This is a genomic window from Allosphingosinicella sp. (genome assembly GCF_059502505.1).
Genome location: NZ_JCACEU010000019.1, coordinates 317,522 through 341,687, shown reverse-complemented (window position 1 = coordinate 341,687; position 24,166 = coordinate 317,522). Strand labels below are relative to the sequence as shown.

Annotated in this window: 22 protein-coding genes; 14 read left to right on the top strand and 8 right to left on the bottom strand. The window is 67.7% G+C overall.

Going from position 1 to position 24,166, the window contains the following annotated elements:
* Positions 1–85: 85 nt before the first annotated feature.
* Together AC5JBD_RS14160 and AC5JBD_RS14155 are read right to left on the bottom strand one after the other, a co-directional pair.
* The gene (locus AC5JBD_RS14160) at positions 86–2,146 is read right to left on the bottom strand and encodes a M13 family metallopeptidase (protein ID WP_495722460.1); all 2,061 of its coding nucleotides are present in this window, start codon (positions 2,144–2,146) and stop codon (positions 86–88) included.
* A gap of 128 nt (positions 2,147–2,274) precedes the next feature.
* Positions 2,275–2,769: a septal ring lytic transglycosylase RlpA family protein gene (locus tag AC5JBD_RS14155; RefSeq protein WP_495722459.1), complete on the bottom strand. Its 495-nt coding sequence runs from the start codon at positions 2,767–2,769 to the stop codon at positions 2,275–2,277.
* A gap of 173 nt (positions 2,770–2,942) precedes the next feature.
* Here AC5JBD_RS14155 and AC5JBD_RS14150 point away from each other — a divergent pair, with 173 nt between their 5' ends.
* From AC5JBD_RS14150 to AC5JBD_RS14130, 5 genes are read left to right on the top strand one after another with little or no spacing between them, the layout of a single operon-like run.
* Positions 2,943–5,258, top strand: coding sequence for a patatin-like protein (locus AC5JBD_RS14150; protein WP_495722458.1), 2,316 nt, complete (start codon positions 2,943–2,945; stop codon positions 5,256–5,258).
* A gap of 50 nt (positions 5,259–5,308) precedes the next feature.
* Positions 5,309–5,665 (top strand): LapA family protein, encoded by a 357-nt coding sequence (locus tag AC5JBD_RS14145; protein WP_495722457.1) that lies wholly within the window; start codon positions 5,309–5,311, stop codon positions 5,663–5,665.
* Positions 5,662–6,333, top strand: a complete 672-nt coding sequence (pyrF, locus tag AC5JBD_RS14140; RefSeq protein ID WP_495722456.1) for an orotidine-5'-phosphate decarboxylase — start codon at positions 5,662–5,664, stop codon at positions 6,331–6,333. The genes AC5JBD_RS14145 and pyrF overlap by 4 nt, the downstream gene beginning before the upstream one ends.
* Before the next feature lie 42 nt (positions 6,334–6,375).
* Positions 6,376–7,227 (top strand): acetyl-CoA carboxylase, carboxyltransferase subunit beta, encoded by an 852-nt coding sequence (accD, locus tag AC5JBD_RS14135; RefSeq protein ID WP_495722455.1) that lies wholly within the window; start codon positions 6,376–6,378, stop codon positions 7,225–7,227.
* Positions 7,228–8,556, top strand: coding sequence for a bifunctional folylpolyglutamate synthase/dihydrofolate synthase (locus AC5JBD_RS14130; RefSeq protein ID WP_495722454.1), 1,329 nt, complete (start codon positions 7,228–7,230; stop codon positions 8,554–8,556).
* A gap of 3 nt (positions 8,557–8,559) precedes the next feature.
* On the opposite strand, the gene AC5JBD_RS14125 is transcribed toward AC5JBD_RS14130, so the two are convergent.
* Positions 8,560–10,272, bottom strand: coding sequence for an AmpG family muropeptide MFS transporter (locus AC5JBD_RS14125; RefSeq protein ID WP_495722453.1), 1,713 nt, complete (start codon positions 10,270–10,272; stop codon positions 8,560–8,562).
* Between the two features lie 233 nt (positions 10,273–10,505).
* Between AC5JBD_RS14125 and AC5JBD_RS14120 the strand changes: the two genes are divergently transcribed.
* The gene (locus tag AC5JBD_RS14120; RefSeq protein ID WP_495722452.1) at positions 10,506–11,645 is read left to right on the top strand and encodes an aromatic ring-hydroxylating oxygenase subunit alpha; all 1,140 of its coding nucleotides are present in this window, start codon (positions 10,506–10,508) and stop codon (positions 11,643–11,645) included.
* Between the two features lie 19 nt (positions 11,646–11,664).
* Here the strand turns inward: AC5JBD_RS14120 and AC5JBD_RS14115 are convergent, their stop codons facing one another.
* Positions 11,665–12,093, bottom strand: a complete 429-nt coding sequence (locus tag AC5JBD_RS14115; RefSeq protein WP_495722451.1) for a response regulator — start codon at positions 12,091–12,093, stop codon at positions 11,665–11,667.
* A gap of 140 nt (positions 12,094–12,233) precedes the next feature.
* Between AC5JBD_RS14115 and AC5JBD_RS14110 the strand changes: the two genes are divergently transcribed.
* From AC5JBD_RS14110 to AC5JBD_RS14100, 3 genes are all read left to right on the top strand, one after another.
* Positions 12,234–13,196 carry a pseudouridine synthase gene (locus AC5JBD_RS14110; protein ID WP_495722450.1) on the top strand — a complete coding sequence of 321 codons (963 nt, stop codon included), beginning with the start codon at positions 12,234–12,236 and terminating at the stop codon, positions 13,194–13,196.
* Positions 13,193–13,735 carry a 16S rRNA (guanine(966)-N(2))-methyltransferase RsmD gene (gene rsmD / locus AC5JBD_RS14105; protein ID WP_495722449.1) on the top strand — a complete coding sequence of 181 codons (543 nt, stop codon included), beginning with the start codon at positions 13,193–13,195 and terminating at the stop codon, positions 13,733–13,735. Before AC5JBD_RS14110 ends, rsmD begins: the two co-directional genes overlap by 4 nt.
* A 117-nt stretch (positions 13,736–13,852) precedes the next feature.
* Complete coding sequence (locus AC5JBD_RS14100) at positions 13,853–14,026, top strand: hypothetical protein (protein WP_495722448.1); 174 nt, start codon at positions 13,853–13,855, stop codon at positions 14,024–14,026.
* Here AC5JBD_RS14100 and AC5JBD_RS14095 read toward each other — a convergent pair.
* A complete protein-coding gene (locus AC5JBD_RS14095) occupies positions 14,023–14,415 on the bottom strand; it encodes a GFA family protein (RefSeq protein WP_495722447.1) in 393 nt (130 codons plus the stop codon). The genes AC5JBD_RS14100 and AC5JBD_RS14095 overlap by 4 nt on opposite strands.
* A 104-nt stretch (positions 14,416–14,519) precedes the next feature.
* Here AC5JBD_RS14095 and AC5JBD_RS14090 point away from each other — a divergent pair, with 104 nt between their 5' ends.
* Positions 14,520–16,802 (top strand): ATP-dependent helicase, encoded by a 2,283-nt coding sequence (locus AC5JBD_RS14090; RefSeq protein WP_495722446.1) that lies wholly within the window; start codon positions 14,520–14,522, stop codon positions 16,800–16,802.
* A gap of 12 nt (positions 16,803–16,814) precedes the next feature.
* Here AC5JBD_RS14090 and AC5JBD_RS14085 read toward each other — a convergent pair whose 3' ends face one another.
* Complete coding sequence (locus AC5JBD_RS14085; RefSeq protein ID WP_495722445.1) at positions 16,815–17,621, bottom strand: energy transducer TonB; 807 nt, start codon at positions 17,619–17,621, stop codon at positions 16,815–16,817.
* A gap of 206 nt (positions 17,622–17,827) precedes the next feature.
* Between AC5JBD_RS14085 and AC5JBD_RS14080 the strand changes: the two genes are divergently transcribed.
* Genes AC5JBD_RS14080 through AC5JBD_RS14070 form a run of 3 tightly spaced genes read left to right on the top strand, consistent with a single transcriptional unit; the run spans position 17,828 to position 20,705 of the window.
* Positions 17,828–19,171: an MFS transporter gene (locus AC5JBD_RS14080; protein ID WP_495722444.1), complete on the top strand. Its 1,344-nt coding sequence runs from the start codon at positions 17,828–17,830 to the stop codon at positions 19,169–19,171.
* A complete protein-coding gene (gene cysK, locus AC5JBD_RS14075) occupies positions 19,168–20,085 on the top strand; it encodes a cysteine synthase A (RefSeq protein ID WP_495722443.1) in 918 nt (305 codons plus the stop codon). The genes AC5JBD_RS14080 and cysK overlap by 4 nt, the downstream gene beginning before the upstream one ends.
* The gene (locus AC5JBD_RS14070; RefSeq protein ID WP_495722442.1) at positions 20,082–20,705 is read left to right on the top strand and encodes a LysE family translocator; all 624 of its coding nucleotides are present in this window, start codon (positions 20,082–20,084) and stop codon (positions 20,703–20,705) included. The genes cysK and AC5JBD_RS14070 overlap by 4 nt, the downstream gene beginning before the upstream one ends.
* Here AC5JBD_RS14070 and phhA read toward each other — a convergent pair.
* Positions 20,702–21,517, bottom strand: coding sequence for a phenylalanine 4-monooxygenase (gene phhA / locus AC5JBD_RS14065; RefSeq protein ID WP_495722441.1), 816 nt, complete (start codon positions 21,515–21,517; stop codon positions 20,702–20,704). The genes AC5JBD_RS14070 and phhA overlap by 4 nt on opposite strands.
* Before the next feature lie 263 nt (positions 21,518–21,780).
* Here phhA and AC5JBD_RS14060 point away from each other — a divergent pair, with 263 nt between their 5' ends.
* The gene (locus AC5JBD_RS14060) at positions 21,781–22,635 is read left to right on the top strand and encodes an ATP-grasp domain-containing protein (protein ID WP_495722440.1); all 855 of its coding nucleotides are present in this window, start codon (positions 21,781–21,783) and stop codon (positions 22,633–22,635) included.
* Here the strand turns inward: AC5JBD_RS14060 and AC5JBD_RS14055 are convergent.
* A complete protein-coding gene (locus tag AC5JBD_RS14055) occupies positions 22,628–24,154 on the bottom strand; it encodes a M20/M25/M40 family metallo-hydrolase (RefSeq protein ID WP_495722439.1) in 1,527 nt (508 codons plus the stop codon). The two genes, AC5JBD_RS14060 and AC5JBD_RS14055, sit on opposite strands and share 8 nt — an antisense overlap.
* Between the last annotated feature and the right edge of the window lie 12 nt (positions 24,155–24,166).

Sequence of the window (24,166 nt, the reverse complement as noted above, 5' to 3'; positions counted from 1 at the left end):
TTCTTCAGCGAACCTCTCCTCAGGAATCAGGCAAACAAATCAAGGCCGGCGGTATCCGCGCCGGCCCCGACCTGCAATGGCTCGCTTACCAGATTCTGATGCGCTGTTCCGGAGCCAGATAGAGCGCGCCGTCCTTGACCCCGAAGGCCTGGTACCAAGGATCGAAGTTCCGCACCACGTTCGCGCGGTAGAAGTCGGGCGAATGCGGATCGGTAGCGACGATCTGGCGCAGATAGTCGTCCCGATACTTGCTGCGCCAAACCTGGCCGAAGCCGAGGAAGAAGCGCTGGTCGCCGGTATAGCCGTCGATCACCGGCGCTTCCTTGCCGTTCAGCGACATGCGGTAGGCGTCATAGGCGATGGTGATGCCGGCAAGGTCGGCCATGTTCTCGCCGAGGGTCAGTTCCCCATTGAGCTTGGTGCCGGGCAGCGGCTCATAGGCGCCATATTGCGCGACGACCTTGCTGGTCTGCTGCTTGAAGCGATCGACATCCTCCTTCGTCCACCATTCGGAGAGGTTGCCCTTGGGGTCGAACTTGCTCCCCTGGTCGTCGAAATGGTGGGTGATCTCGTGGCCGATGACCGCGCCGATGCCGCCATAATTGACCGCGTCGTCGGCGTTGGGATCGAAGAACGGCGCCTGCAGGATCGCGGCCGGGAAGACGATCTCGTTGAGGAGCGGATTGGCATAGGCATTCACCGTCTGCGGCGACATACCCCATTCGTCGCGGTCGACCGGCGCGCCGAGCTTCTTGAGGTTCCGATTATATTCGAACTGCCGGGCCCGCAGCGCATTGCCGAGTGCATCGCCCGGGCGGATCTCCAGCGCCGAATAATCGCGCCACTTGGCGGGGTAGCCGATCTTGGGGGTGAAGGCAGCGAGCTTGGCGCGCGCCTTTGCCCTGGTCTCCGGCGTCATCCACTCGAGATTGGCGAGCCGGACGTCCATCGCCTTGATGAGGTTACCGACGAGCTCGTCCATCTTGGCCTTGGACTCGGGCGGAAAATAGCGCTCGACATAGAGCTGCCCGACCGCTTCGCCGAGGCCGTTGCCGACCAAGTCGACGCCCCGCTTCCAACGCTCGCGCAGCTGCGGCACACCTTGCAAGGTCTTGCCGTTGAAGGCGAAGCTCTCCTCGACGAAAGCCTTGGGGAGCACGGCCGCCGCGCCGGCGATGGTGCGGAAGGTCAGATAGTCCTTCCATGTGTCGAGCGGCTCCGCCTCGACGAGCTTCGCCGCACCGGCGAGCGCACTGGGATGGAAGGCGACGATCCTTGACTGATCGGCGATGCCCGCGCCCGCCGTATAGGCGGCCCAATCGAGACCCGGCATCTTGGTGGCGAGCTCGGTCCGCATCACCGGATTGTTGAGCTTCTCGACCTGACGCTGCTCGACCTTGGTCCAGTGCGCCTGCGCGATCTTCTTCTCGAGATCGTAGATCCGCTCGGCCCGCGCCTCCGGGTTCGAGACGCCGGCCAGGCGGAGCATGTTGACGATGTGCTGCTTGTACTTGCCGCGCGCCTCGACATATTTGGCGTTGCTGTCGTCGAGATAATAATCTCGGTCCGGCAGGCCGAGCCCACCCTGACCGAGATAAGCGGTGTAGCGGGTGTTGTCGGCAAGGTCCTGGTCGACGGCGATCTCGAAGGGCGTGGCGATCCCGACCTGATTGGCTTCGCCAATATAGCGAGCCAGGTCGCTCCTGGTGCCGATGGCGTCGATCTTGGCGAGCCAGGGCCGGAGCGGGGCGATGCCGGCGCGCTCAATCGCGGCCTCGTCCATGAAGCTGGCGTACATGTCGCCAACCTTCTGCTGGTTGCTGCCGGGCGCACCCTTGGTCTTGGCGGATTCCTCGATGATCGTGCGGGTGCGGGTGCGCGAAAGCTCGCCCAGTTCGTCGAAGCTGCCCCAGCTCGGCCGGTCCGACGGGATCGCCGCGGTCTTGTTCCAGGCGCCGTTGGCGTAGTCGAAGAAATTGTCGCCGGGCTTGACCGACTTGTCCATGCCGCGAAGATCGACGCCCCAGGCGCCGAGCATCGGCTTGTTGGTGGCGGCGGCCGCTGCAGTTTCGGCGGCGAGCGCCGGCGAAGCGGCCGCGGCAAGGCTCAGCATGGCCACGCCGGCCAGCATCATGTGTTTGATCATGTTGGACATCCCACCCGTTTCCTGGATGGGCGGGAGGCTAGGACGGCCGAGACTGTTTGGGAAGCGGCTTGACGGCCGTTTGCAGACGCTGCGGAGACTTTCGCAGATTTCGGCCGCGGCGGAGCCGCTTAGCGGAGCAGCTCCAGCCGCACCGCGGCATGGCCCGCGCCGACCATGCTGATCTGCTGGGCGGCGCCGAGCGAGAGGTCGATCAGCCGCTTCTTCACGAACGGGCCGCGGTCGTTGACGCGGACGATCACGCTCTTGCCGTTGGTCTTGTTGGTGACCTTGAGCTTGGTGCCAAGCGGCAGCGTGCGGTGGGCGGCAGTCAGCGCCTTCGGGTTGAAGCGCTCGCCGCTCGCGGTGCGGTTGCCGGCAAGCTCGTGCCCGTAATAGCTGGCAGTGCCGTCGCCGAGATGCTCGAGCGCGGGCTCGGCCTCAGCTTCGACGGGTGCGATCGTCTCAATCGGCGCGAACTGCGGCTGCGGCCCCGGCGTCAGCGCCTCGGCAACCTTGCCGAAATCGTGCGGGATGACCGCCATGCCCGGCGTCGAGGTCAGCAGGCCGACCGCCGCCATTGCAACAATATACTTCGCGCTACCGCGCGCCTGGAAATTCTTCATCGGGAGTGCCCCTCCGCTTCTTGAGATCGGGGCTAGACCGGAACTTTTTGCGGAGTCTCTTAACGGGAGGTGCGCCGGGCCATTATTGCGGTGAGTTGCACTAAACAGGGTTAATTTCGGCGGAACCGGATCGTCTCGACTTGTTCACAGCTTGTCGCCATCCTCCGAATCCTATGCGGGAGAAGGAGCTACGGCTAGCATTGGTCTGCTACGGCGGGATCAGCCTGGCCGTGTACATGCACGGTATCACCAAGGAGGTGTGGCGCCTCGCCTGCGCCAGCCGCGAGTGGCATGCCGGGGAGCCGCCCTCCGCCGGCAGCCAGAGGGTGTACCGGCGACTGCTCGAAACCATCGCCGAGACATCGGACGTCAAGTTGCGGGTGCTGGTCGACATCCTCACCGGTGCCAGCGCGGGCGGGATCAACGCCATCTTCCTCGGCCAGGCGGTCTCGACCGGCCAGTCGCTGGAGCCGCTGACCGACCTCTGGCTGGAAATGGCCGACATCGACCGGCTGGTCGATCCCGACGTCAGCGCGGTCTCCCGCTTCGCGAAGGCGGCGGCAGTGCCCTTCGCCTGGGCACTGTCGGCCAAGCGTGGCGGCAATGTCGACCAAACGGTTGAAGCGGGCCATCGCGACGAGATCCGCACAAAGCTCGCTAATTTCGTCCGGGCGCGCTGGTTCGCGCCGCCGTTCGGAGGCAGCGGCTTCACCACCATGCTGCTCGACGCGCTGGATGCGATGCGAGAGAGCCCCTGCGGGCCGCCGCTGCTGCCGCGCTACCAGCCGCTGGATCTGTTCGTCACAGTCACCGATTTTCACGGCTTCCCAGAGCGGCTGCGCCTGAACTCGCCGGCCGAAGTGGCGGAGACCGAGCATCGCATCACCCTCTCCTTTCGCGACGCCGGCGGTGATACACGCCGGCTGGCCGATCCGGCGGAGCTTGTCTTCGCCGCGCGAGCCACGGCGAGCTTTCCCGGCGCTTTCCCGCCGTTTCGCGTCGGCGAGCTCGACGGCGTTCTCAGCGTGCGACGGCAGCATTGGGAGGGGCGCGATGGATTCCTCAAGCGGACGCTGCCGCGCCATTCCGCCGTCGGCGGGCCCGAAAATGCCGTGCTCATCGACGGCTCCGTGCTCAACAACGCACCCTTCAGGCCGGCGATCGCGGCGCTGAAGAGCCGGCCGGCACGGCGCGAGATCGATCGCCGCTTCGTCTATATCGATCCGACCCCCGGCGCCCGCAGCATCAAGCTGACCGCATCGGGCGAGGCGGAATCGCCGGGTTTCTTCGCGACCCTGTTCGGCGCCCTTTCCGATATTCCGCGCGAGCAGCCGATCCGCGATAATCTGGAGGCGATCGAGAGCCATTCCGGCCGGATCAAGCGGCTGCGCCACATCCTGCAGGCGATGCAGCCGGAGGTAGAGGCGGCGATCGAGCGCGCCTTCGGCACCACCCTGCTCCTGATGCGCCCGACCGCCGCACGGCTCGCCGGCTGGCGCAGCCGCGCTCAGAGCATGGCGGCACGAGAGGCCGGCTATGCCTATGCCGCCTACGGCCACCTCAAGGTCTCCGCCGTCGTCGAGGAAGCGGCGATGATCATCTACCGGCTCGGCGGCCGCGGCGGCCGCGAGCGGGTCGACCGGTTGCGCGACGCGCTCTGGGCGCATGTCCGCAGTTCGGGCCTCACCGCTCAGGACGCGATGACGAGCGCCGGCGCGCGGCCGCACGTGATCGACTTCTTCCGCAATTTCGATCTCTCCTATCGCAGCCGCCGCCTCCGCCTGGTGACGCGCCGCATCGCCGCGCTCGACCAGCAGCCCGGCGCGCCGCGGGAGGCGCTCCAGCTCGCCCGCCAGACGGTTTACGAGCTGATCGGCCGTTACCGGCAAGCCGACGATACCGAGGGACTGAACGACGTCTTCGCCAACGCCGAGCAGGACCCGGCGAGCGCGCTGGCGCACCTCGCCGAGATCCTGGACCTGAAGCAGCTCGACGACGAGGCGGATGCCGCGCTCGCCGAAGCGCTGGCGATGCTTCCCAAGCCGGAGCGGCGGGCCTTGATCCTCACCTATCTCGGCTTCGCCTTCTACGACATCGCCACCCTCCCCCTGCTCCAGGGCGAGGGTCTGGACGAGTTCGATCCGGTCAAGGTCGACCGCATCTCGCCCGAGGACGCGACGGCGATCCGCGAAGGCGGCGCGGCGGCGACCCTCAAGGGCATCCAGTTCAACAGCTTCGGCGCCTTCTTCAGCCGCGCCTATCGCGAGAATGACTATCTGTGGGGCCGCCTCCACGGCGCCGACCGGCTGATCGACATCACCGTCTCCGCCCTCCCGGAAGGCGAGCATCTGCCGCCGGGAACGGTCGCATCGCTGAAGCGGGACGCCTTCCGCGCCATTCTCGACGAGGAGCGGGAGCGGCTGACCTCGATCGGTCCGCTGTTCGAGGAGCTCGACCGCGAGATCGGCGGCGACGCGTCAACATTGTAGACGGCCCGCGCTTTTTGTTAGAGCTAGGGGCATCCGACTGGGAGTAAGGCATGCAGTTCCTCAAGACCTTGTTCTGGGTGGCGCTGGCCGTGATCCTGGTCCTGTTCGCCACCAACAACTGGCATGCCGTGACCATGAATTTGTGGGGCGGCCTTGAGGTCGACGTGAAGCTGCCGGCGCTGGTCGTCGTCTCCTTCCTACTCGGCTTCCTGCCGATGTTGATCGTGCACCGGGCGCGGCTGTGGACCATGAAGCGGCGGCTGGAGGCGCTTGAAAGGCAGGCGACCGCCGCCGCCTATACCGCGCCGGCGCCGGCGCCGGTGCCCTCCGAGCCCCTGCCCCCGGCGGAACCGAAGCCCGTCGACGAGCGCATCGCCACCGACAACAAGGTTTGGCCGGCGCCATGAGGCCGATCTACGTCGCCATCGACACGCCGGACCTGGAGCGCGCGAAGCAGATCGCCACCCGCGTCAGGCATCATGTCGGCGGCATCAAGCTCGGGCTCGAGTTCTTCTCCGCCAACGGCCGCAGCGGCATCAGGGAGATGGCGGACCTCGGCCTGCCGATCTTCCTCGACCTCAAGCTGCACGACATCCCGAACACCGTCGGCAAGGCGATCCAGGCGCTGCGGCCACTGGAGCCGGCCATCCTCACCGTCCACGCCGCCGGCGGGCGGGCAATGATGGAGGATGCCAAGGCAGCGGCGCCTACCGGGACGAAGGTGGTGGCGGTGACGGTGCTGACCAGCCTCGACGGTCCGGACCTCGAGTCGATCGGGCTCGGAGGCGATCCGCATCCGCAGGTCGAGCGGCTGACCGGCCTCGCCCGCGAGGCAGGCCTGGACGGCGTCGTCTGCTCCGGGAACGAAGTGGCGGCGGCGCGGAAACTGTGGCCGGGCGGCTTCTTCGTCGTGCCCGGCGTGCGGCCGGCGAACAGCCATACCGGCGACCAGAAGCGGGTGATGACCCCGCGCAAGGCGCTCGATGCCGGGGCTTCGATCCTCGTGATCGGCCGCCCGATCACCCAAGCCGAGGACCCCGACCATGCCGCCCGGGCGATCGAGGCGACGCTCTAGCCAAGCTGGACAAATACAAGGGCTTGTTCCATCGGCGGCGGCATGAGCTGGCTGACCCGCGTCCGCAATAACATCCCCTTCCTTCCGAAGCGCGAGACGCCCGACAATCTCTGGCACAAATGCCGGAATTGCGACGCGATGATCTTCACCAAGGAGTGGGAGGAGAACCTCTCCGTCTGCCCGCGCTGCGATCATCACGACCGGATCGGGCCTCGGAAGCGCTTCGCCCAGATCCTCGACCCCGGCTACACCATCCTGCCGAGCCCCCCGGTCCGCGAGGACCCGCTCAAGTTCCGCGACACCAAGCGCTACGGCGACCGCATCAAGGCGGCGCGGCAGGCGACCGGCGAGCCGGACGCGCTCCTGAACGCCAGGGGCACGATCGACGGGTTGAGCGCCGTCGTCGGCGTTCAGGACTTCGCCTTCATGGGCGGGTCGATGGGCATGGCGGTCGGTGCCGCCTTCGTCGCCGGCGCGCGCGCGGCGATCGAGCAGCGCTCGCCCTACATCATCTTCACCGCCGCCGGCGGCGCGCGGATGCAGGAAGGCATCCTGTCGCTGATGCAGATGCCGCGCTCGACCGTGGCCATCGCCGAGCTCAAGGAGGCGGGCCTTCCCTACATTGTCGTCCTGACGGATCCGACAACCGGCGGCGTCACCGCTTCCTACGCCATGCTTGGCGACGTGCAGATCGCTGAGCCCGGCGCGCTTATCGGCTTCGCCGGCCAGCGCGTGATCGAATCGACCATTCGCGAGAAGCTGCCGGAGGGCTTTCAGCGGGCGGAATATCTGCTCGATCACGGCATGGTCGACATGGTCGTGCCCCGCGCCGAGCTGAAGCGGCGGCTGGCCCTGCTGATCGCCTATCTTGTGCCGGAAAAGGCGGCGGCGTGATTGCCGGACTTCGCCACATCCGATCATCCTGAGGTCCAGCGCCAGCTTGACCGGTTGCAGCGGCTCGCGCCGGCGGGCGACGTGCTCGGGCTGGAGCGGATCGAGGCGCTGCTGGCCCGGCTCGGCAATCCGGAGCGGCGGCTGCCGCCCGTCTTCCATGTCGCCGGCACCAACGGCAAGGGTTCGACCTGCGCCTTCCTTCGCGCCGCCATCGAGGCGGCCGGGCTCAAGGTGCATGTTTACACCAGCCCGCACCTCGTCCGCTTCAACGAGCGCATCCGCCTCTCCGGCACGCTGATCGAGGACGAGCGCCTCGCCGCCCTGCTGGCGGACGTGCTCGACCAGGTGGAAGGCATCGGCGCCAGCTTCTTCGAAGTCATCACCGCCGCCGCTTTCCTCGCCTTTGCCGAGGAGCCTGCAGAGGCCTGCGTCGTCGAAGTCGGCCTCGGCGGCCGCCTAGACGCGACCAATGTGATCGAGGCGCCGGCCGCCACCGGCATCGCAAATCTCGGCCTCGACCATCAGGCATTCCTCGGCGACCGCATCGAAGGCATCGCCGCCGAAAAGGCCGGCATCGCCAAGCCGGGGGTGCCGCTCGTCACCCAACTCTACCCGGAACAGGTAGCCAGCCGTGTCGGCGAGGTTGCGGCGGGGCGAGGCGCGGTTTGGCTGCCGCGGGGCGGCGCGTGGGACGGCGTGGTCTACCAGAAGCAGCTTCATTATCGCGACCAAAGCGGCAAGCTCGACCTGCCGGTGCCGCGGCTGCCCGGTGCCCATCAGGCGACCAATGCGGCGCTCGCCGTCGCCATGCTGAGGCACCAGCGGGCCATCCATGTGCCTGAGTCGGCGTTGCGGGCAGCGATGGGCTGGGCGGACTGGCCGGCGCGCCTGCAGCGGCTGACCGGGGGGCCGCTACACGCCTTGCTGCCAAAAGGAGCGGAGCTGTGGCTCGACGGCGGCCACAATCCCGCCGCGGCGCGCGTCGTCGCCGATCATTTCCGAGGGCACGTGCCGGCCGGCACGCCGTTGCACATCGTGTTCGGGCTCCTCGAGAACAAGGATGCGGCCGGCGTGCTGAAGCCGTTCCGCGGCCGCGCCATCACCCTCCACGCTATCCCGATCGCAGGCCACGCCCACCACAGCCCGGCAGCACTTGCCGCGGCGGCACGCGAGCAGGGCATCACTGCAATGGCCGCTCGCGACGTGGAGGATGCACTCGGCTGGATCGCCCGCCACGCTGACCGCGCCGCGCCGCCGATCGTGCTGATCCTCGGCTCGCTCTACCTCGCCGGCGAGATCCTCAGGAAGAACGGCCAGGCGCCGAGCTGATAGCTAACTCGCCGACACCGCCTCCGGGTGGTCGGGCGCCACCACACCCGAAGCCCGCCCGGCCCGAGCCTCGCGGATCCATTCGAGCACGCACAGCACCACCGCGACCAGGCCGATCAAAGTGGTGAAGATGAAGACGTAATAATAGCCGCGCTCCTCGATCATCTCGCCGAGCGCGCCGCGACCGAGCGTCCCGACCAGCAGGGTCAGCGAGGCGAGCAGCGCATACTGAACAGCGCTGTAGCCCTTGGCGACGATCGATGAGAGCCAGGCGATATAGGCCGCCCCGGCGATGCCGATGGCGAGGTTCTCGCCGCCGATGGTGATCATCAGCCGGGCCAGCCGCTCGCTCCCGCCGAACTGCTCGACCGCCCAGGTGAAGCCGATCGCCCTGCTCACCGCCGACATGGTTGCCCCGCCGAGCGCGAGGTCGGCGTAGAGCAGGTTGGTCGCCGCGGAGAGCGCCGCGCCGAGGGTCAGGGTGAGCATGCGCCCGAACACGACGATCAGCCAGCCGCCCAGCGCCAGCCCGAGAATGATCGCGCCGATGCCGAAGAACTTGGACGCGAACGCGACCTCGTCATTGGTGTATTTCAGCTCGCCGAGGTAGAATGGATAGGCGAACGTGCCCCAGATGGAATCGCAGATCCGGTAGGTCAGCACCAGCGCCAGGATCAGCACCAGCGACCAGCCCATCCGGCCGACGAATTCGACCAGCGGCAGCACCAGCGCGCGGTAGAAATGATCGGTCACCTGGCTGGCACGCGCTTCCGATCCGCCTTCCGTCGGGATCACGTGCCGCCCCTCGCGCCGAAGCTTCACCAGCCAGGCCGCGATGAAGGCGGGCAGGACGATGGTGGCGATGATGATCAGAGGGCCGTAGGTGGCGGTGAACTCGGTCGGGTTGGGACGGTTCTCGGGCAGGGCCGTCATCGAGCGGATCATGAACACGAGCACCGTGCCGACCGCCAGGGCCCACAGCAGCCCGACGGCGAGCAGGCCCCGAGTGCGAACTGCCGGCAGCAGCTCGCCGGGCAAATAGAGCTTATCGACCTCCTCGCCCGAAGCGATGATCGCGCCGGTCTTTTCTGGATCGGGGGCGAACAGGCCCGCCACGCCGATCGCCAGCAAGATCAGTCCCAGCATGACGTAGGTCTGCGGCCAGCCGATCCGCGCGGCGATGATCAGGCCGAGCGCGCCGCCGACGAGCGAGGAAAGGCGGAAGCCCATCTGGTAGACGGTCGAGAGGATGTCGATCGTCGCCTCGTCGTCGGCGATGTCGATCCGCCAGGCGTTGATGGCGATGTCCTGCGTGGCGCTGGCAAAGGCGCCGATGCCTGCGAGCAGGCTGAACATGCCGAGCGCGCTCTTCGGATCGAGCAGGCTCATCGTCACGAGGATGATGCCGAGCAGGAGCTGCATCGGCGCGATCCACTGCTTGCGCTTACCCAGGCGGCGCAGGCCCGGAATGTCGATCTTGTCGACAAGTGGCGACCACAGGAACTGGAACGAGTAAGCGAGGCCGATCAGCGAGAAGACGCCCATCGTCTCGAGATCCACCTGCGCCTCGGTGAACCAGGCGTAGAGCGTGCCGAGAAACAACGCGAACGGCAGGCCGGAGGCGAAACCGAACAGCGCCATGAAGCCCGACTTGGGATTGCGCAGCGAGCGCACCAAAGTCCGCCAGCCCGGTTTTTTCGCTGCGGCTGTGGCCATGCTCGTCTCTCCTACTCGCCCGGCCGCATACCTCGCGGCCCTCCGCATCATGGCTAAGGGTGATGAACGGAACCGCAACCGCGAGGCCCGGCACCGTTAGCGCGAGACGCAGACCCGAGGCCGAACGGATCGCTCATGCCGGTCTTTGTAGCGCCCCGCGGACCGGCGGCTAGTGGTTTTGATCGCGCCGCGGCGCTTGCCTCACGTTCGCGTAAAGACCACTATCCCGGCCGATGGACATGCCTGCCCGCCAGCGCCCGACCGAAGGCCAGCTCGCGCTGGCCCATGCGATTGCGGAAGGCCGCAATGCCGCAGGGGAAAGGATCACCAGCGTCGAGGCTGCCGCTTATACCGACTCGGAGCGGTTCGAGCGCGAGAAGAAGCGGCTGTTCGAGACGCTGCCTCAGGTGATCGCGCCGTCGGCGCTGCTGCCGAGACCGAACGTAGCCGTGCCGCATGACGGGTTCGGCGTGCCGCTGCTGCTGACGCGGGACAAAGCGGGCAAGGCCCACGTCTTCTTCAACGTCTGCCGCCATCGCGGCACGCGATTGCTGGAGGGTAGCGAGGCTCAATGCGCGCCGCGGATCGTGTGCCCCTATCATGCCTGGACTTACTCGCTCGACGGCGCGCTGTGCGGCATTCCGCGCTCGGACTCCTTTCCAGGCCTCGACAAGCTCGGGCAGAATCTGGTCGAGCTCCCCTCGATCGAGGCAGGCGGGCTGATCTGGTTCGCGCGGCGGCCGAGCGACTTCGCCGACGCGCAGACGCTCGCGCCCGAATTCGACGCCTTCGGTTTGGCCGGGCACCATCTCTACCGCCGCCGCATCCATGACGTCGCCTCCAACTGGAAGCTGATCATGGACGCGTTCTTGGAGAGCTACCACGTCCAGCGGCTGCACGCGCCGACGATCGGCAAGTTCTTCGCCGACGGTGTGACGGCGGGAGATTTCATCGGCTGCCACCAGCGCTCAGCGGTCGGGCGAGCGGACTATCTTTCGCGCATCGATCTGGACGACTGGCCGGCGCTGCGCGGCGCGATCACCTATGCGTACCAGCTCTTCCCGGCGACGGTGATCGTGGTCAGCCCCGATTATGTGAACGTGATGGTGCTGATGCCGCAGGCGGTCGACCGCACACTCGTGGAGAATTTCATGCTGATCCCTCAGCCGCCCTCCACCGAGGAGGAAGAGCATCACTGGCAGAAGAGCTGGACCCTGCTCGACAAGGGCACGTTCGGCGGCGAGGATTTCCGCGCCGCGGCGCTGGGCCAGGAGGGTCTCTCCTCAGGCGCGATCGAACGGCTCACGCTGGGGACGCTCGAAACCGGAATCCGGCATTTCCACGATCAGGTGGAGACGGCGATCCGCGCCTAGATGATCGGCCGAAAGGGCTTCACGCGTCCTCGTACAAGCGGAGGCCGGCCGGGACCTTCTTCATCTTCTTGCCGCGCAGCTTGTTGTCCAGGCACTCCAGCGCCGCCTTCAGGACCCTCTCGCTATAGGGCTTAGCGAGGCAGCCGATGCCGAGGCCGGCTGCCTCAGAAGGCGCGTTGCCGGTCACGAACAGCACCGGGATCTTGCGGGCCGCCGCGGCGCGGGCGACGTCGAGGCCGTCGCCGTCGCCGCTCAGCTTGATGTCGCTGAGGATGAGGTCGATCTCCTCGCCGTCGATCAGCTTCGCCGCGTCGGCGAGGTTGTCGACCGTGCCGACCACCTCGTAGCCGGCGTCGCTCAGCTGATATTCGTTGTCGAAGGCGACCAGCGGCTCGTCCTCGACGACGAGGATCCGACGAATATGTCTTTCACGCTTTCCGAACAGCATCTAGGGCGTATCGCCTCCCGAACGATCGATTTGCACGCGTAACGAACGAGGAGCGATCGGTGTCCCCGGCGGAACGTCGTTTGGGCGCAATATTTTATCCCCTCGGCGGAAGCGCCGCCGCCCGCATTGGAGAATGACAAGTGCCGCCGCCCCGTCCGTCCGCCGAGCCGCAGAGGATCGCCAAACTGCTCGCCCGCGCCGGCGTCGCCTCGCGCCGCGAGATCGAGCGCATGATCGAGGAGAGGCGGATCGCGATCGACGGCGTCGCCATCGAAAAGTCGGCGACCCTGCTCACCTCGCTGCACGGCGTGACGGTCGATGGCAAGCCGGTGAAGGCTCCCGCCCCTGCCCGCCTGTTCCGCTTCCACAAGCCGACCGGCCTGTTGACCGCCGCCCGCGATCCGAAGGGCCGGCCGACCATCTATGATCGGCTTCCGCCGGCGCTGCCGCGACTGATGCCGGTCGGACGGCTCGACATGAACACCGAAGGGCTGCTGCTGCTCACCACCGACGGCGAGCTCAAGCGCCAGCTCGAGCTCCCTTCGACCGGCGTCGAGCGCAGCTACCGCGCCCGGGTGTTCGGGGAGATCAGCCAGGAGCAGCTCGAGGAATTGATCACGGGTGTCGAGATCGAGGGCGTGCGCTACGGCTCGATCGACGCCAATCTGGAGCGGCGGACCGGGCGCAACGGCTGGGTCGAGATGAAGCTCACCGAGGGCAAGAATCGCGAGGTGCGGCGGGTGCTGGAGCATCTCGGGCTGCAGGTATCGCGGCTGATCCGCACCGCCTACGGGCCGTTCGTGCTGGGCGATCTGCCCGCTGGAGCGGTGGACGAGGTGAGGCAGCATGATCTGGTGGCGTTTCGGAAGGAGCTCAAGAGCCCGTCCGGGCAGCGGCAGGCCGGCCAAGGCGAGCAAGGGCGCGGGAGATCTCAGACCCGCCCCGAGCCCGGCCGCAGCCCCGCCACCCGTCCTCCACGTGGAGGGCCCCCTTCGCGCTCCACCCGACGACCGGGTGAGGATGGCCCCCGCCCGCCGTCAGCCGTGCCGGGGGCGCGGCGGCCGGGCCGTCCCTCCCCGTCGCGAGGCGGACCAAAGAAGTGAGGATCATCGCCGGCGAATGGCGCGGCCGCCCTCTGGCGGCGCCTGATGGTCGTGGGACACGGCCCACTGCCGACCGCACCCGCGAAGGCCTGTTCTCCATGCTCCAGAGCCGGCTCGGCAGCTTCGAGGGGCTGCACGTGGCGGACCTGTTCGCCGGCACCGGCGCTCTGGGCCTCGAAGCGCTGTCCCGCGGAGCCGGCCACTGCACGTTCGTAGAGAGCGACCGCGGCGCCCTCGCCATCCTTCAGCAGAATGTGGATCGCTTCGGCGCCGGGGAACGGGCGACCCTGCGCGCGCAGCCGGTGGAGCATGTGTCGGCGCCGACACGCCCCTGCGACCTCGTGCTGATGGATCCGCCTTATGCGCGCGGACTTGCCGAAGCCGCCCTCAAGCGCCTTACCGATCCGGCATGGCTTCGCCCAGGCGCGATGGTCAGCATCGAGACGGAGGCCCGCCTGCCGCCCCCGCCCGGCTTTGCGCTGGAAGCCGAACGCCGCTTCGGCAAGGCGCACATCACCTTGCTGCGACGGAGCGACTGACCGGCTTCGTCGAAAGCCCGACGCCCTTGGTCACGTCGCGCTCGCGGCTCTTCGAGGGATGATTCATCGTGCAGGTGGGACGAAGTGCCTTTGCACAGCCTCCCGGAGAACAGGCTTATGGGGAGCCTCGAGGACAGGATCAGGATCGAGCAGATGGCCCGGGCGCTTGCCGCCAGTGCCGGCGTGATCTGGGAGCATCTCGACCATTATCCCGGCTATCTGCGCGGGATCTGGCGCGGCAAGGCGATGGAGCTGCTGCGCGACATGCCCCGCAGCAAGGGCCTCGCCTAACCCGGATAGCGCGCGAAGGCGGGCAGCTCCTGGAGGCGCTCCATCCAGCCGATCCGATCCGCCACCTGGATCTGCGCCGCGGGCGGGACCGCGTCGGGATCGTCCAACGTGCAGATCTGGACGTCGATCGCGCCGGGAAACACCTGCTCGTTCGTGTAGAAGAGCGCCGTGCCGCAGCTGCCGCAGAAATGGCGCCGGCCATGCTCGGAGGAAGCATAGACCGTCGTCTCGCCCTCCACCTTGAGCTGGTCCTCCGGCACCAGCCCCCAGGCGACGGCGGGCGCCCCCGCATGGCGGCGGCAGTCGCTGCAATGGCAGAGCGCCTGGTGAATGGCCTCGGCCGGCATCTCGTAGCGAACGGCGCCGCAATGGCACTGACCCTTCGGCATCTCGCGATCTCCTTTTGTTCTATGTTCTTGCCACGATTTGGGCAAAGGCTGCAAGCTCGAACCCGAGCTTGCCGCAGCCCCTGCCGTTCCCTACCTGTTCGGACGTGAGTCTTCCGGAAACCCAGACCAGCGAGCCGCATTATCTGCGCGGGCTCAATCCGCCGCAGCGCGAGGCCGTGCTCACCATCGAGGGTCCGGTGCTGGTGCTCGCCGGCGCGGGCACCGGCAAGACGGCGGCGCTGACGGCGCGGCTGGCGCACCTCATCGCCACGCGCAGCGCCTGGCCGAGCGAGATTCTCGCCGTCACCTTCACCAACAAGGCGGCGCGAGAGATGCGCGAACGGGTCGGGCGCATTGTCGGCGACGCGGTGGAAGGCATGCCGTGGCTCGGCACCTTCCACGCGATCGGCGCCAAGATGCTGCGGCGGCATGCCGAGCTGGTGGGGCTGCAGTCCAACTTCACCATCCTCGACACGGACGATCAGCTGCGGCTGCTGAAGCAGCTGATCACCGCCAACGATCTCGACGAGAAACGCTGGCCCGCCCGTCAGCTTGCCGGCCTCATCGACCGTTGGAAGAACCGCGGCTGGGAACCGCGGCAGGTCGATGCTGCCGAGAGCGAGGCTTATGCCAACGGCAAAGGCGCCGAACTTTATGCGCAATATCAGGAGCGGCTGAAGGCGCTCAACGCCTCCGACTTCGGCGACCTGCTGCTGCACATGCTGACGGTCCTGAAGACGCATCGCGACGTCCTCGAATTCTATCAGCAGCGGTTCAAATATATCCTCGTCGACGAATATCAGGACACCAACCAGTCGCAATATCTCTGGCTCCGCCTGCTCGCCCAGGAGCGCAAGAACATCTGCTGCGTCGGCGACGACGACCAGAGCATCTATTCCTGGCGCGGCGCCGAGGTGGCGAACATCCTGCGCTTCGAGAAGGATTTCCCGGGCGCGAAGATCATCCGGCTGGAGCAGAATTACCGTTCGACGCCGCACATCCTCGCCGCCGCGTCGGGCGTGATTGCCCAGAATAGCGGCCGCCTCGGCAAGACGCTGTGGACTGAGCACGACAAGGGCGAAAAGGTCCGCGTCATCGGCGTCTGGGACGGGCCCGAGGAAGCGCGCCGCATTGGCGAGGAGATCGAAAGCTTTCAACGCCGCGGCGGAACGCTCGACGAGGTGGCGATCCTCGTCCGCGCCCAGTTCCAGACCCGCGAGCTGGAGGACCGCTTCATCGCGATCGGCCTGCCCTACCGCATCGTCGGCGGCTTCCGCTTCTATGAGCGCGCGGAGATCAGGGATGCGCTCGCCTATCTGCGCGTCATCGCCCAGCCGGCCGACGACCTCGCCTTCGAGCGGATCGTCAACACGCCCAAGCGCGGCCTCGGCGACAAGGCGGTCGGCAAGGTTCATAGCTTCGCCCGCGCCGCCGGCGTCTCGCTCTTCTCAGCCGCCGCGCAGATCCTCGATACCGACGAGCTGGCCGGCGCCGCGCGCAAGTCGCTCGGCAACCTCGTCGCCGATTTTGCCCGGTGGCGCCTGAAGCTCGACGAGCTGCCCCACCCCGAGCTCGCCCGCCTCGTGCTCGACGAGAGCGGCTACACCGCCATGCTCCAGGCCGACCGCTCGGCCGAGAGCGCGGGCCGCCTCGAAAACCTCACCGAGCTCACCCGCGCGATGGAGGAGTACGAGACGCTCGGCGCCTTCCTCGAGCACGTCTCCCTGGTAATGGAGAATGACGCCGCGCGGGACGAGGCCAAGGTCACGATCATGACCATCCACGCCGCCAAGGGCCTCGAGTTCGACACAGTCTTCCTCGCCGGCTGGGAGGAAGGCGTGTTCCCCTCCCAGCGCTCGCTCGACGAAGGCGGCAACGCTTCGCTCGAAGAGGAGCGCCGGCTCGCCTATGTCGCGATCACTCGCGCGCGGCGCAAATGCGTGATCATTCACGCCGCCAACCGCCGCATCTACGGCCAGTGGACCTCGTCGATCCCGAGCCGCTTCGTCGGCGAGCTGCCGCAGGCCCATATCGAGCAGGAAACCACGATGTCCGGCGGCGAGAGCCTGTGGCGCGCCAACTGGTCCGAGCGCGCCGACCCGTTCGCCAGCGTCGCCGCCGCCGGCCGCGGCGGCTCGCGCGGCCCGGGCTGGCAGCGCGCCGCCACCGGCGGCTTCGAACGCACCCCGCCCCGCATCCTGGAGGCGCGGGCGAGCGCCGTCAGCCTCGGCAACCCGGGTCGCGCCGACATCTCATTGGGCCAGCGCGTGTTCCACTCGAAGTTCGGCTACGGAAAAGTCGCGGAGATCGAAGGCAACAAGCTCGAAATCGATTTCGAGCATGCTGGGCGGAAGCGAGTGCTGGATAGCTTCATCAGTCTCGGCTGAACCAAAGACGGTTTATTCGTCCTCCGGCACGTCCGCTTCGATCCATTGGTCAGGCTGCTGTTCGATGAACCATTGCTGCTCGCCTTCCATCCACGCGGGAACAGGGCGGCCGTAAATGTCTCGGGCAGGACGATAGCGGAGGCGCTTCTGCATGACGAGGCAAGTCTCACGGTCCATGCCCTGATGGCCGCTCGAACGCGTCACCACACAGCGACTGATGCGGCCCTCCGGGCTTATCAGAAAGCGCATGTAGACCGTCCCCTCAAAATCAACCGCTGAGCGGGGATAGTCGGAGCCGCGCACGTCGGCACGGATCAGCCTCGGGCCGCGGGCGAGGCCGGCTCCGCCGCCTCCCCCGCCGCCATTGCCGTAGCGGCCGCTGCCGGTGCCGGTGCCCACACCGCCGGCGCCGGTGCCGGGGCCGATGACCGGCGCGTTGCCTGAGGTGGCGGCGGCGCCGGGGCCGGCGATCGGCGCGGCGACGACCGGCGGCGGCACCGGCAGGCGGATCTCGGGCTCGGGCGCGACGATCTCGGTCGGGCGCGATTTGATGTTGGGCGGTGCGGCGGCGCCTTCCGGGTCTTTGGGCGCAGGCTTCAGGCGCGGCGCCTTTTCCTTGGTCTTCTCCTTGGGCGGGATCGCCTCCTGGATCGGCGGCGGCGGCGGCTCGACGGGGATGCTGAAGACCTTCAGCTGATCGTCGACAGCGGCGGCGACGTCGACGCCGAGGCCGGTGACGAAGGCATAGCCCAGCAAAACGTGGAAGGCGGCGACGCCGATGACGGACTTGATCCGGTCCTGCTTTTCAGACTGATACACGGCAAACACCCGCTACACGATTGCGGCGCCCGCATATTCTCACCGAAGCGGCGCGGGAGCCAGACCAAAGTCGAGCCGTCTTTTTCTTGCCCGGAGCGACATGAACGGGCGGTTTCCTGCTCCGGCAGGCATCGGGAGGAGCAGATCCTTCCTTCCGGAAGGCAGGTGTTGAAGGCTCCCCGTCCGGCGCCTAGGTGCCTTCACCGATGCCCGCCGCCGCCGCTTCCTCGCCATTCCACTATCGGGATTATCGCGCCTTCTGGGCGGCGCGGCTGGCGAGCACGATCGGCAGCACAATGCTGGTCGTGGTGCTCGGCCTCCACGTCTACGACGTCGCACGGCAGACGATGAGCATCAAGGAAGCGAGCTTTTGGCTTGGCATGATCGGCCTCGCCCAGTTCCTGCCGCTCTTCCTGCTGACGCTCGTGGCCGGATATGTCGCCGACCGCATCGACCGGCGCTGGATCGTGCGGGCGAGCCTCAGCCTGGAGCTCGCCTGCTCGCTGGCGCTGGCGGCGATGGTGTGGCTGGACGCGGTGAGCCTCGCGCCGTTGTTTGCGGTCGCGGTGGCGCTCGGCATCGGGCGCGCCTTTGCCGGCCCGGCTTTGTCCGCTTTCGCCCCGAACCTAGTGCCGAAGGAGCTGCTGCCGAGCGCAATCGCCCTCAATTCGATCGCCTGGCAGGCGGGCGCCGTCGCGGGGCCGCTGATCGGTGGCACGGCTTATGCGCTCAGCGTCTCCCTCCCCTATGAGGCGTCGGCTGTGCTGTTTGCCATCGCGGTCGGGGCGATGCTGATGATCCGGCCGATCCCGCTCGGCAATGCCGGCGACTCACACCCGCTCCGGGCGGTGGTCGAGGGGCTGGCTTATGTGCGCAACAACAAGATCGTGCTCGGCGCGATCACGCTCGATCTGTTCGCGGTGCTGCTCGGCGGCGCGACCGCGATGCTGCCGGTCTACGCCCGCGACGTGCTCCATGTCGGCTCGGAAGGCCTGGGTGCGCTGCGTGCGGCGCCTTCGGTGGGCGCGGCGCTAACCGCCCTCCTCCTCGCACGGCGGCCGCTGAAGCGGCATGTCGGCGTCAAGATGTTCATCTGCGTGGCCGTGTTCGGCCTGGCGACGGTGGTGTTCGGCGAGAGCCGCGTGCTCTGGCTCTCGCTCGCCAGCTTGTTCGTGCTCGGCGCCGCCGACATGATCAGCGTCTACGTCAGATCCTCGCTGATCCAGCTCCACACCCCGGACGCGATGCGCGGGCGCGTCTCGGCCGTCTCCGGCCTCTTCATCTCCGCCTCGAACGAGCTGGGAGAGTTTCGTGCCGGGCTCGCCGGCGCCGTGTTCGGGCCGGTGGTCGCGGTGGTGGGCGGCGGCGCGCTGGCGGTGATTGTGACCGGCATCTGCGCCTGGGCCTTCCCAAGCCTGCGCAAGGCCGACCGCTTCGTCGCGCCTGACGACGCCCTCCTCGCCGAGCAGCCGCGCAAGGACGCACCCGAAACCGAACTGCCCGCCATGGTCGCGGGCCTCAATCCGAAAGCCGAGAAAGGACTGCCATGAAAGCCGCCAACATCCTCGAGACGATCGGCAAGACCCCGCACATCCGCATCAACCGCCTGTTCGGTTCGGCCGAAGTCTGGATCAAATCGGAGCGCGCCAACCCGGGCGGCTCGATCAAGGATCGCATCGCGCTCGCCATGATCGAGGATGCCGAGGGGACCGGCAAGCTGAAGCCCGGCGGCACCATCGTCGAGCCGACCAGCGGCAATACCGGGATCGGCCTCGCCATGGTCGCGGCGGTCAAGGGCTATCGCCTGATCCTCGTCATGCCGGAGAGCATGTCGATCGAGCGGCGGCGGCTGATGCGGGCTTATGGCGCCGAGTTCGACCTCACGCCTAAGGAAGGCGGCATGAAGGCCGCCATCGCGCGTGCGCAGGAACTGGCGGGGCAGACCGAAGGCGCCTGGATCCCGCAGCAATTCGAGAACCCTGCCAATCTGGAGATCCACCGCCGCACGACCGCGCAGGAGATCCTCGCCGACTTCCGCGACGCGCCGATCGACGTGCTGATCACCGGCGTCGGCACCGGCGGCCACATCACCGCTTCGGCGGAGGTGTTGAAGAAGGAATGGCCGAACCTCAAGGTGTTCGCGGTCGAGCCGACCCTCTCCCCTGTCCTCTCCGGCGGCCAGCCGGGCCCGCACGCCATCCAGGGCATCGGCGCGGGATTCATCCCCGCGATCATGGACACGAACGTCCTGGATGGCGTCATCCAGGTCGATCCGAACGATGCCAAGGAGATGGCGCGGCGGGCTGCGCGCGAGGAAGGCATTCTCGTCGGCATCAGCTCGGGCGCCAGCCTCGCCGCCATCGCCCAGAAGCTCAAGGAGCTGCCGGAGGGGCAGCGCATCCTCGGCTTCAACTACGATACCGGCGAGCGTTACCTGTCGGTCCCGGACTTCCTGCCCGAATGACCGACGCGTCGCTGATCGCCTTCGTCATCGCCGCCGCTCTGCTGACGGTGACGCCGGGGCTGGACACCGCCCTCGTTCTCCGCACGGCGGGCGTGGAGGGCGCGCAAAAGGCTGCGCTTGCGGCCATCGGCATCTGCCTCGGCTGCCTTGCCTGGGGCGTCGTGGTGGCGCTGGGGCTCGGCGTCCTGCTGCAGGCGTCCGAGCTCGCCTACACCCTGCTACGCTGGGCAGGCGCCGCCTATCTCCTCTACCTCGGGATCAAGCTGATCCGCTCAAAACGCGAAGGGCTGGTGGAAGGCGATGCAGAAGCAACAGCTGCAAGCGGCGGCGCCTGGTTCTGGCGCGGCCTCCTTACCAACCTGCTGAACCCGAAGGTCGGCATCTTCTACGTCTCCTTCCTGCCCCAGTTCATCCCCGCGGGCGCGAACGTGCCGGGCACGACGATCCTGCTCGCCGCGATCCATGCTGCCCTCGGCCTCGCGTGGTTCGCCGCCCTGATCCTGGCGACGCGGCCCATTGCGGCCGCCCTGCGCAGGCCCGGGACGGTGCGGCTGCTTGATCGGCTGACGGGCGGCCTGTTCCTCCTGTTCGGCGCCCGCCTCGCGCTGGTCCGGGACTAAGCGTCTGCGGGATCAAGGTCGGGCACACCATCCAGCGCTTCGTAGAGCGGCGCCAGGTCGTCGCCGACGGTGCGCTCCAGCAGGCCCTCGAAGCTGTCGATGACGAAGTAGCTCTTCTGAAATTCGCTCGAGCAGTAGCGCGTGCGCAGCACCCGGCGCATGTCGAAGGCCGGCCGGTGCGGCGCCGGGCTTTCCAGCGCGTAGCGGCTCTCGCCGAAGCTGGAGAGGATGCCGGCGCCGTAGATTTTTACAGCGCCGTCCTCACGGGCGAGGCCGAATTCGACCGTATACCAGTAGAGCCGCGCGAGCCGGTGGAGGGCGCCGACCTCCAGCGCGTGCAGCCCGTGTTCTCCGATCGCCTGCATGAAGTCGGCGACGGCCGGCTGCGCCAGCAGCGGCACATGCCCGAACACGTCGTGGAACACGTCCGGCTCTTCCAGATAGTCGAGCTGCTCGGCCGAACGGATGAAATTGCCGGCGGGGAAGCGGCGCTTGCTCAGATGCTCGAAGAAGATGTCGTCGGGGACAAGGCCGGGAACCGACACGACCGTCCAGCCGGTGCGGGCGAAAAGGCGTTCGTTCAGCTCGTCGAGGTCGGGAATGCCGGGCTTGGAGAGGCGCAGCACGTCGAGGCCTTGGTGGAACGCCCGCATGGCGCGGCTGCCGAGCAGCCTTTGCTGGCGCGCGAAAAGGATGTCCCAGACGCGGTGCTCCTCGGGCGTGAACCGCTCCCAGCGCTGCGGGATGGTCCAGTCCGCGGCAGCGCCCAGCGGCGGGACGGAACGTTCCTTGATGAGTTGGTCGGTCAGCATGAGGTTCTCCAATGACGAAAAACCCCGCCCGAGGAACTCGGACGGGGTGGATTGTACGTGCCTTGTTTTAGGTGCGCGTCAGTCCGGTCCCGCCCGAGCGAGTCCGTAGCTATAATAAGCGACCGCAGCGGCGGCGCCGAAAGCGGCGCTCGGAATCAGCTGAAGGACGCGATCATGGGTCACAACCGTCATCCTGACCCCAGGTGCCTGACCTGTCAATGAACGGGGTGGCCCTTAGGGCAGGCGGCGGCTAGCGGACGCTCATGCCGAACATCGCGATCCTCACGCCCGACCCACAGGACGAAGGCTTCCACACACGCTGGCGCGACGTCCTCGCCGAGCTCGCCGCGCCGCTGCGCGCGGCCCGGCTGTCGGTCGAGGGGCGGAGCTGGACGGATCCGGAGCTCGGCGGCGTCAACCTCGTCCTGCCCTTGCTCGTCTGGGGCTATCACCGCGCTGGCGAGCAGTGGGACGACCAGGTCGGGCGCTGGGAGCGCCAGGGCCTGCGGCTCCAGAATCCCGGTTCGGTGCTGCGCTGGAATGCGGACAAGGCTTATCTCGGCCGCCTCGCCGACGGCGGCGCACCCGTTACGCCGACCATCTTCGTAGAGCGCCTCTCGCAGGAGGTGCTGGACGAGGCGGCGGCGCGGTTCGGGACGGAGCGGCTGATCGCCAAGCCCCGCATCTCCGCCGGCGCGTGGCAGACGGTTCGCTGGTCGCCGGGACAGCCGCTCGACGGCGGCCCGACCGGACCCGCCATGGTCCAGCCCTACCTTCCCGCCATCGAGCAGGAGGGGGAGATCTCGCTCATTTATCTTGGCGGCACGTTCAGCCATGCGATCCGCAAGCAGCCGCAGCCGGGCGACTTCCGGGTGCAGCCCGAATATGACGGCATCATCACTGCTCATAAGCCTGCTGCCGACGAGCGCGCGGCGGCGGACGCGGTGCTCGGCGCGGTCGAGGAGCCCCTGCTCTACGCCCGCGTCGATCTCGTCCGCGACACCTCCGGCCAGCCCGTGCTCATGGAGCTGGAGCTGGTCGAGCCGGACCTCTACCTGCGCTACGATCCCGAGGCGCCCGCGCGCTTTGCGTCCGCGGCCGCCCGCGCCGTCACCTGATGCTGGCCATCTCGAAGAGGAAGTCGACATAGCCCATGGTCGCGCCGGTCAGGCCGGCGACCTCGGGCTTGCTGCTCTCGATCACGAAATATTCGTCGGGCGCATGGGCGCCGCCGCCGGTGCCGAGGCCGAACTGGCCGGCGCCGAGCATCAGCGGCGGGCCGGTGAACACCGACCCGGGCCAGGAGCCGGCGCTCCGCGGCGACAGCGAATAATCGACCTTGTTGCGGGTGAAGACCGCCTGCTGCGCGCGGATGATCTTGCTGTCTTCGGCCGTCTCGGTCGGGTCGTAGCCGCCGCTCATATTGACTTCGACATCGCCGAAGCCGCGCTTGGCGAGATGCGCCTTGAGCTTGGCGAGCGAATCCGCCGCCGTCATGTTGGGCACCAGGCGCAGATCGATCTTGGCGACGGCGCGGGCGGGCAGGACGGTCTTGCCGCCGGGGCCGGTATAGCCGGCGACCAGCCCTTCGATGTTGACGGTCGGCTGCGAGGCGAGCCGCTCCAGCGACGCCTGCCATGGCAGATCGTCGATCCAGACCTTCACGCCAAGCGCCCGCTTGGCGTCCGCTTCGCTGCGCGTGCGGGCAGTCTCGGCGATGATCGCCTTCTCGCGGGCGGTGAGCGGCCGCACCTTCTCGAACCAGCCGTCGATCGCCGGCGTATTGCCGTCGGCCGTGACCAGGGTCTGCAGCGCCTGGACGAGTCGCCAGGCGGGGCTGTCGACCTGCGCCTTGAGGCTGGAATGGACGTCCTTGGCAGGCCCCCTGCCCCATTTCTCGCCGCTGGCGACGAGCTCCAGCTCGATGATGCCCTTGGCGCCGAGCGAGATATTTGCCGCGCCGGTTGGGCTCTGGCTGGCGGAGGGGATGATCACGCCCTCGCACTTCTTCATCGTCGCGAGGACTTCGGGATCCTTGAACATGTCGCGGAAGTTGGGCGAGCCGATTTCCTCCTCGCCCTCGGCCACGAGCGCGATGTTGACCGGCAGCTTGCGCCCCGAGGCGCGGAAGGCGTGGAGGGCGGCGAGGAAGGCTGCTTCCGGCCCCTTCTGGTTGACCGCGCCGCGGCCCATGATGACCTTGCCCGTTCCCGGCCGGTCGAGGATCCGCGCCTCCAGCGGCGGCGAGGACCATTCCGCCGGGTCGAACTGCTTGACGTCATACATGAAGTAGATGCCGACCCAGCGCTTCGCGCCGGAATCCAAGGCCGCGAAAACGCCAGGGTGACCGGACGTCGGCACCACCCTGACCTTCTGGAAGCCGGCGTCGCGGGCGAGCCGCGCCATATAGTCGGCGCCCTCCTGCATCTTGAAGTTCTCGGCGGCAATCGAGGGGTTGCGGATCCAATCCTGGATGCGGGCGACGGAGGCGTCATGGCCCGCCTCCACCGCTTTCAGGATCGCCTCGCGGTCGCCGGATGCCGCCAAGACAGCCCGCGGCGTCATCAGCACCGCGCCTGCCGCCGCGCTGCGCAGGACTGTCCGGCGATCCGCCGCGAAACCGTCATTCGAATCCATGCACCTGTCCCC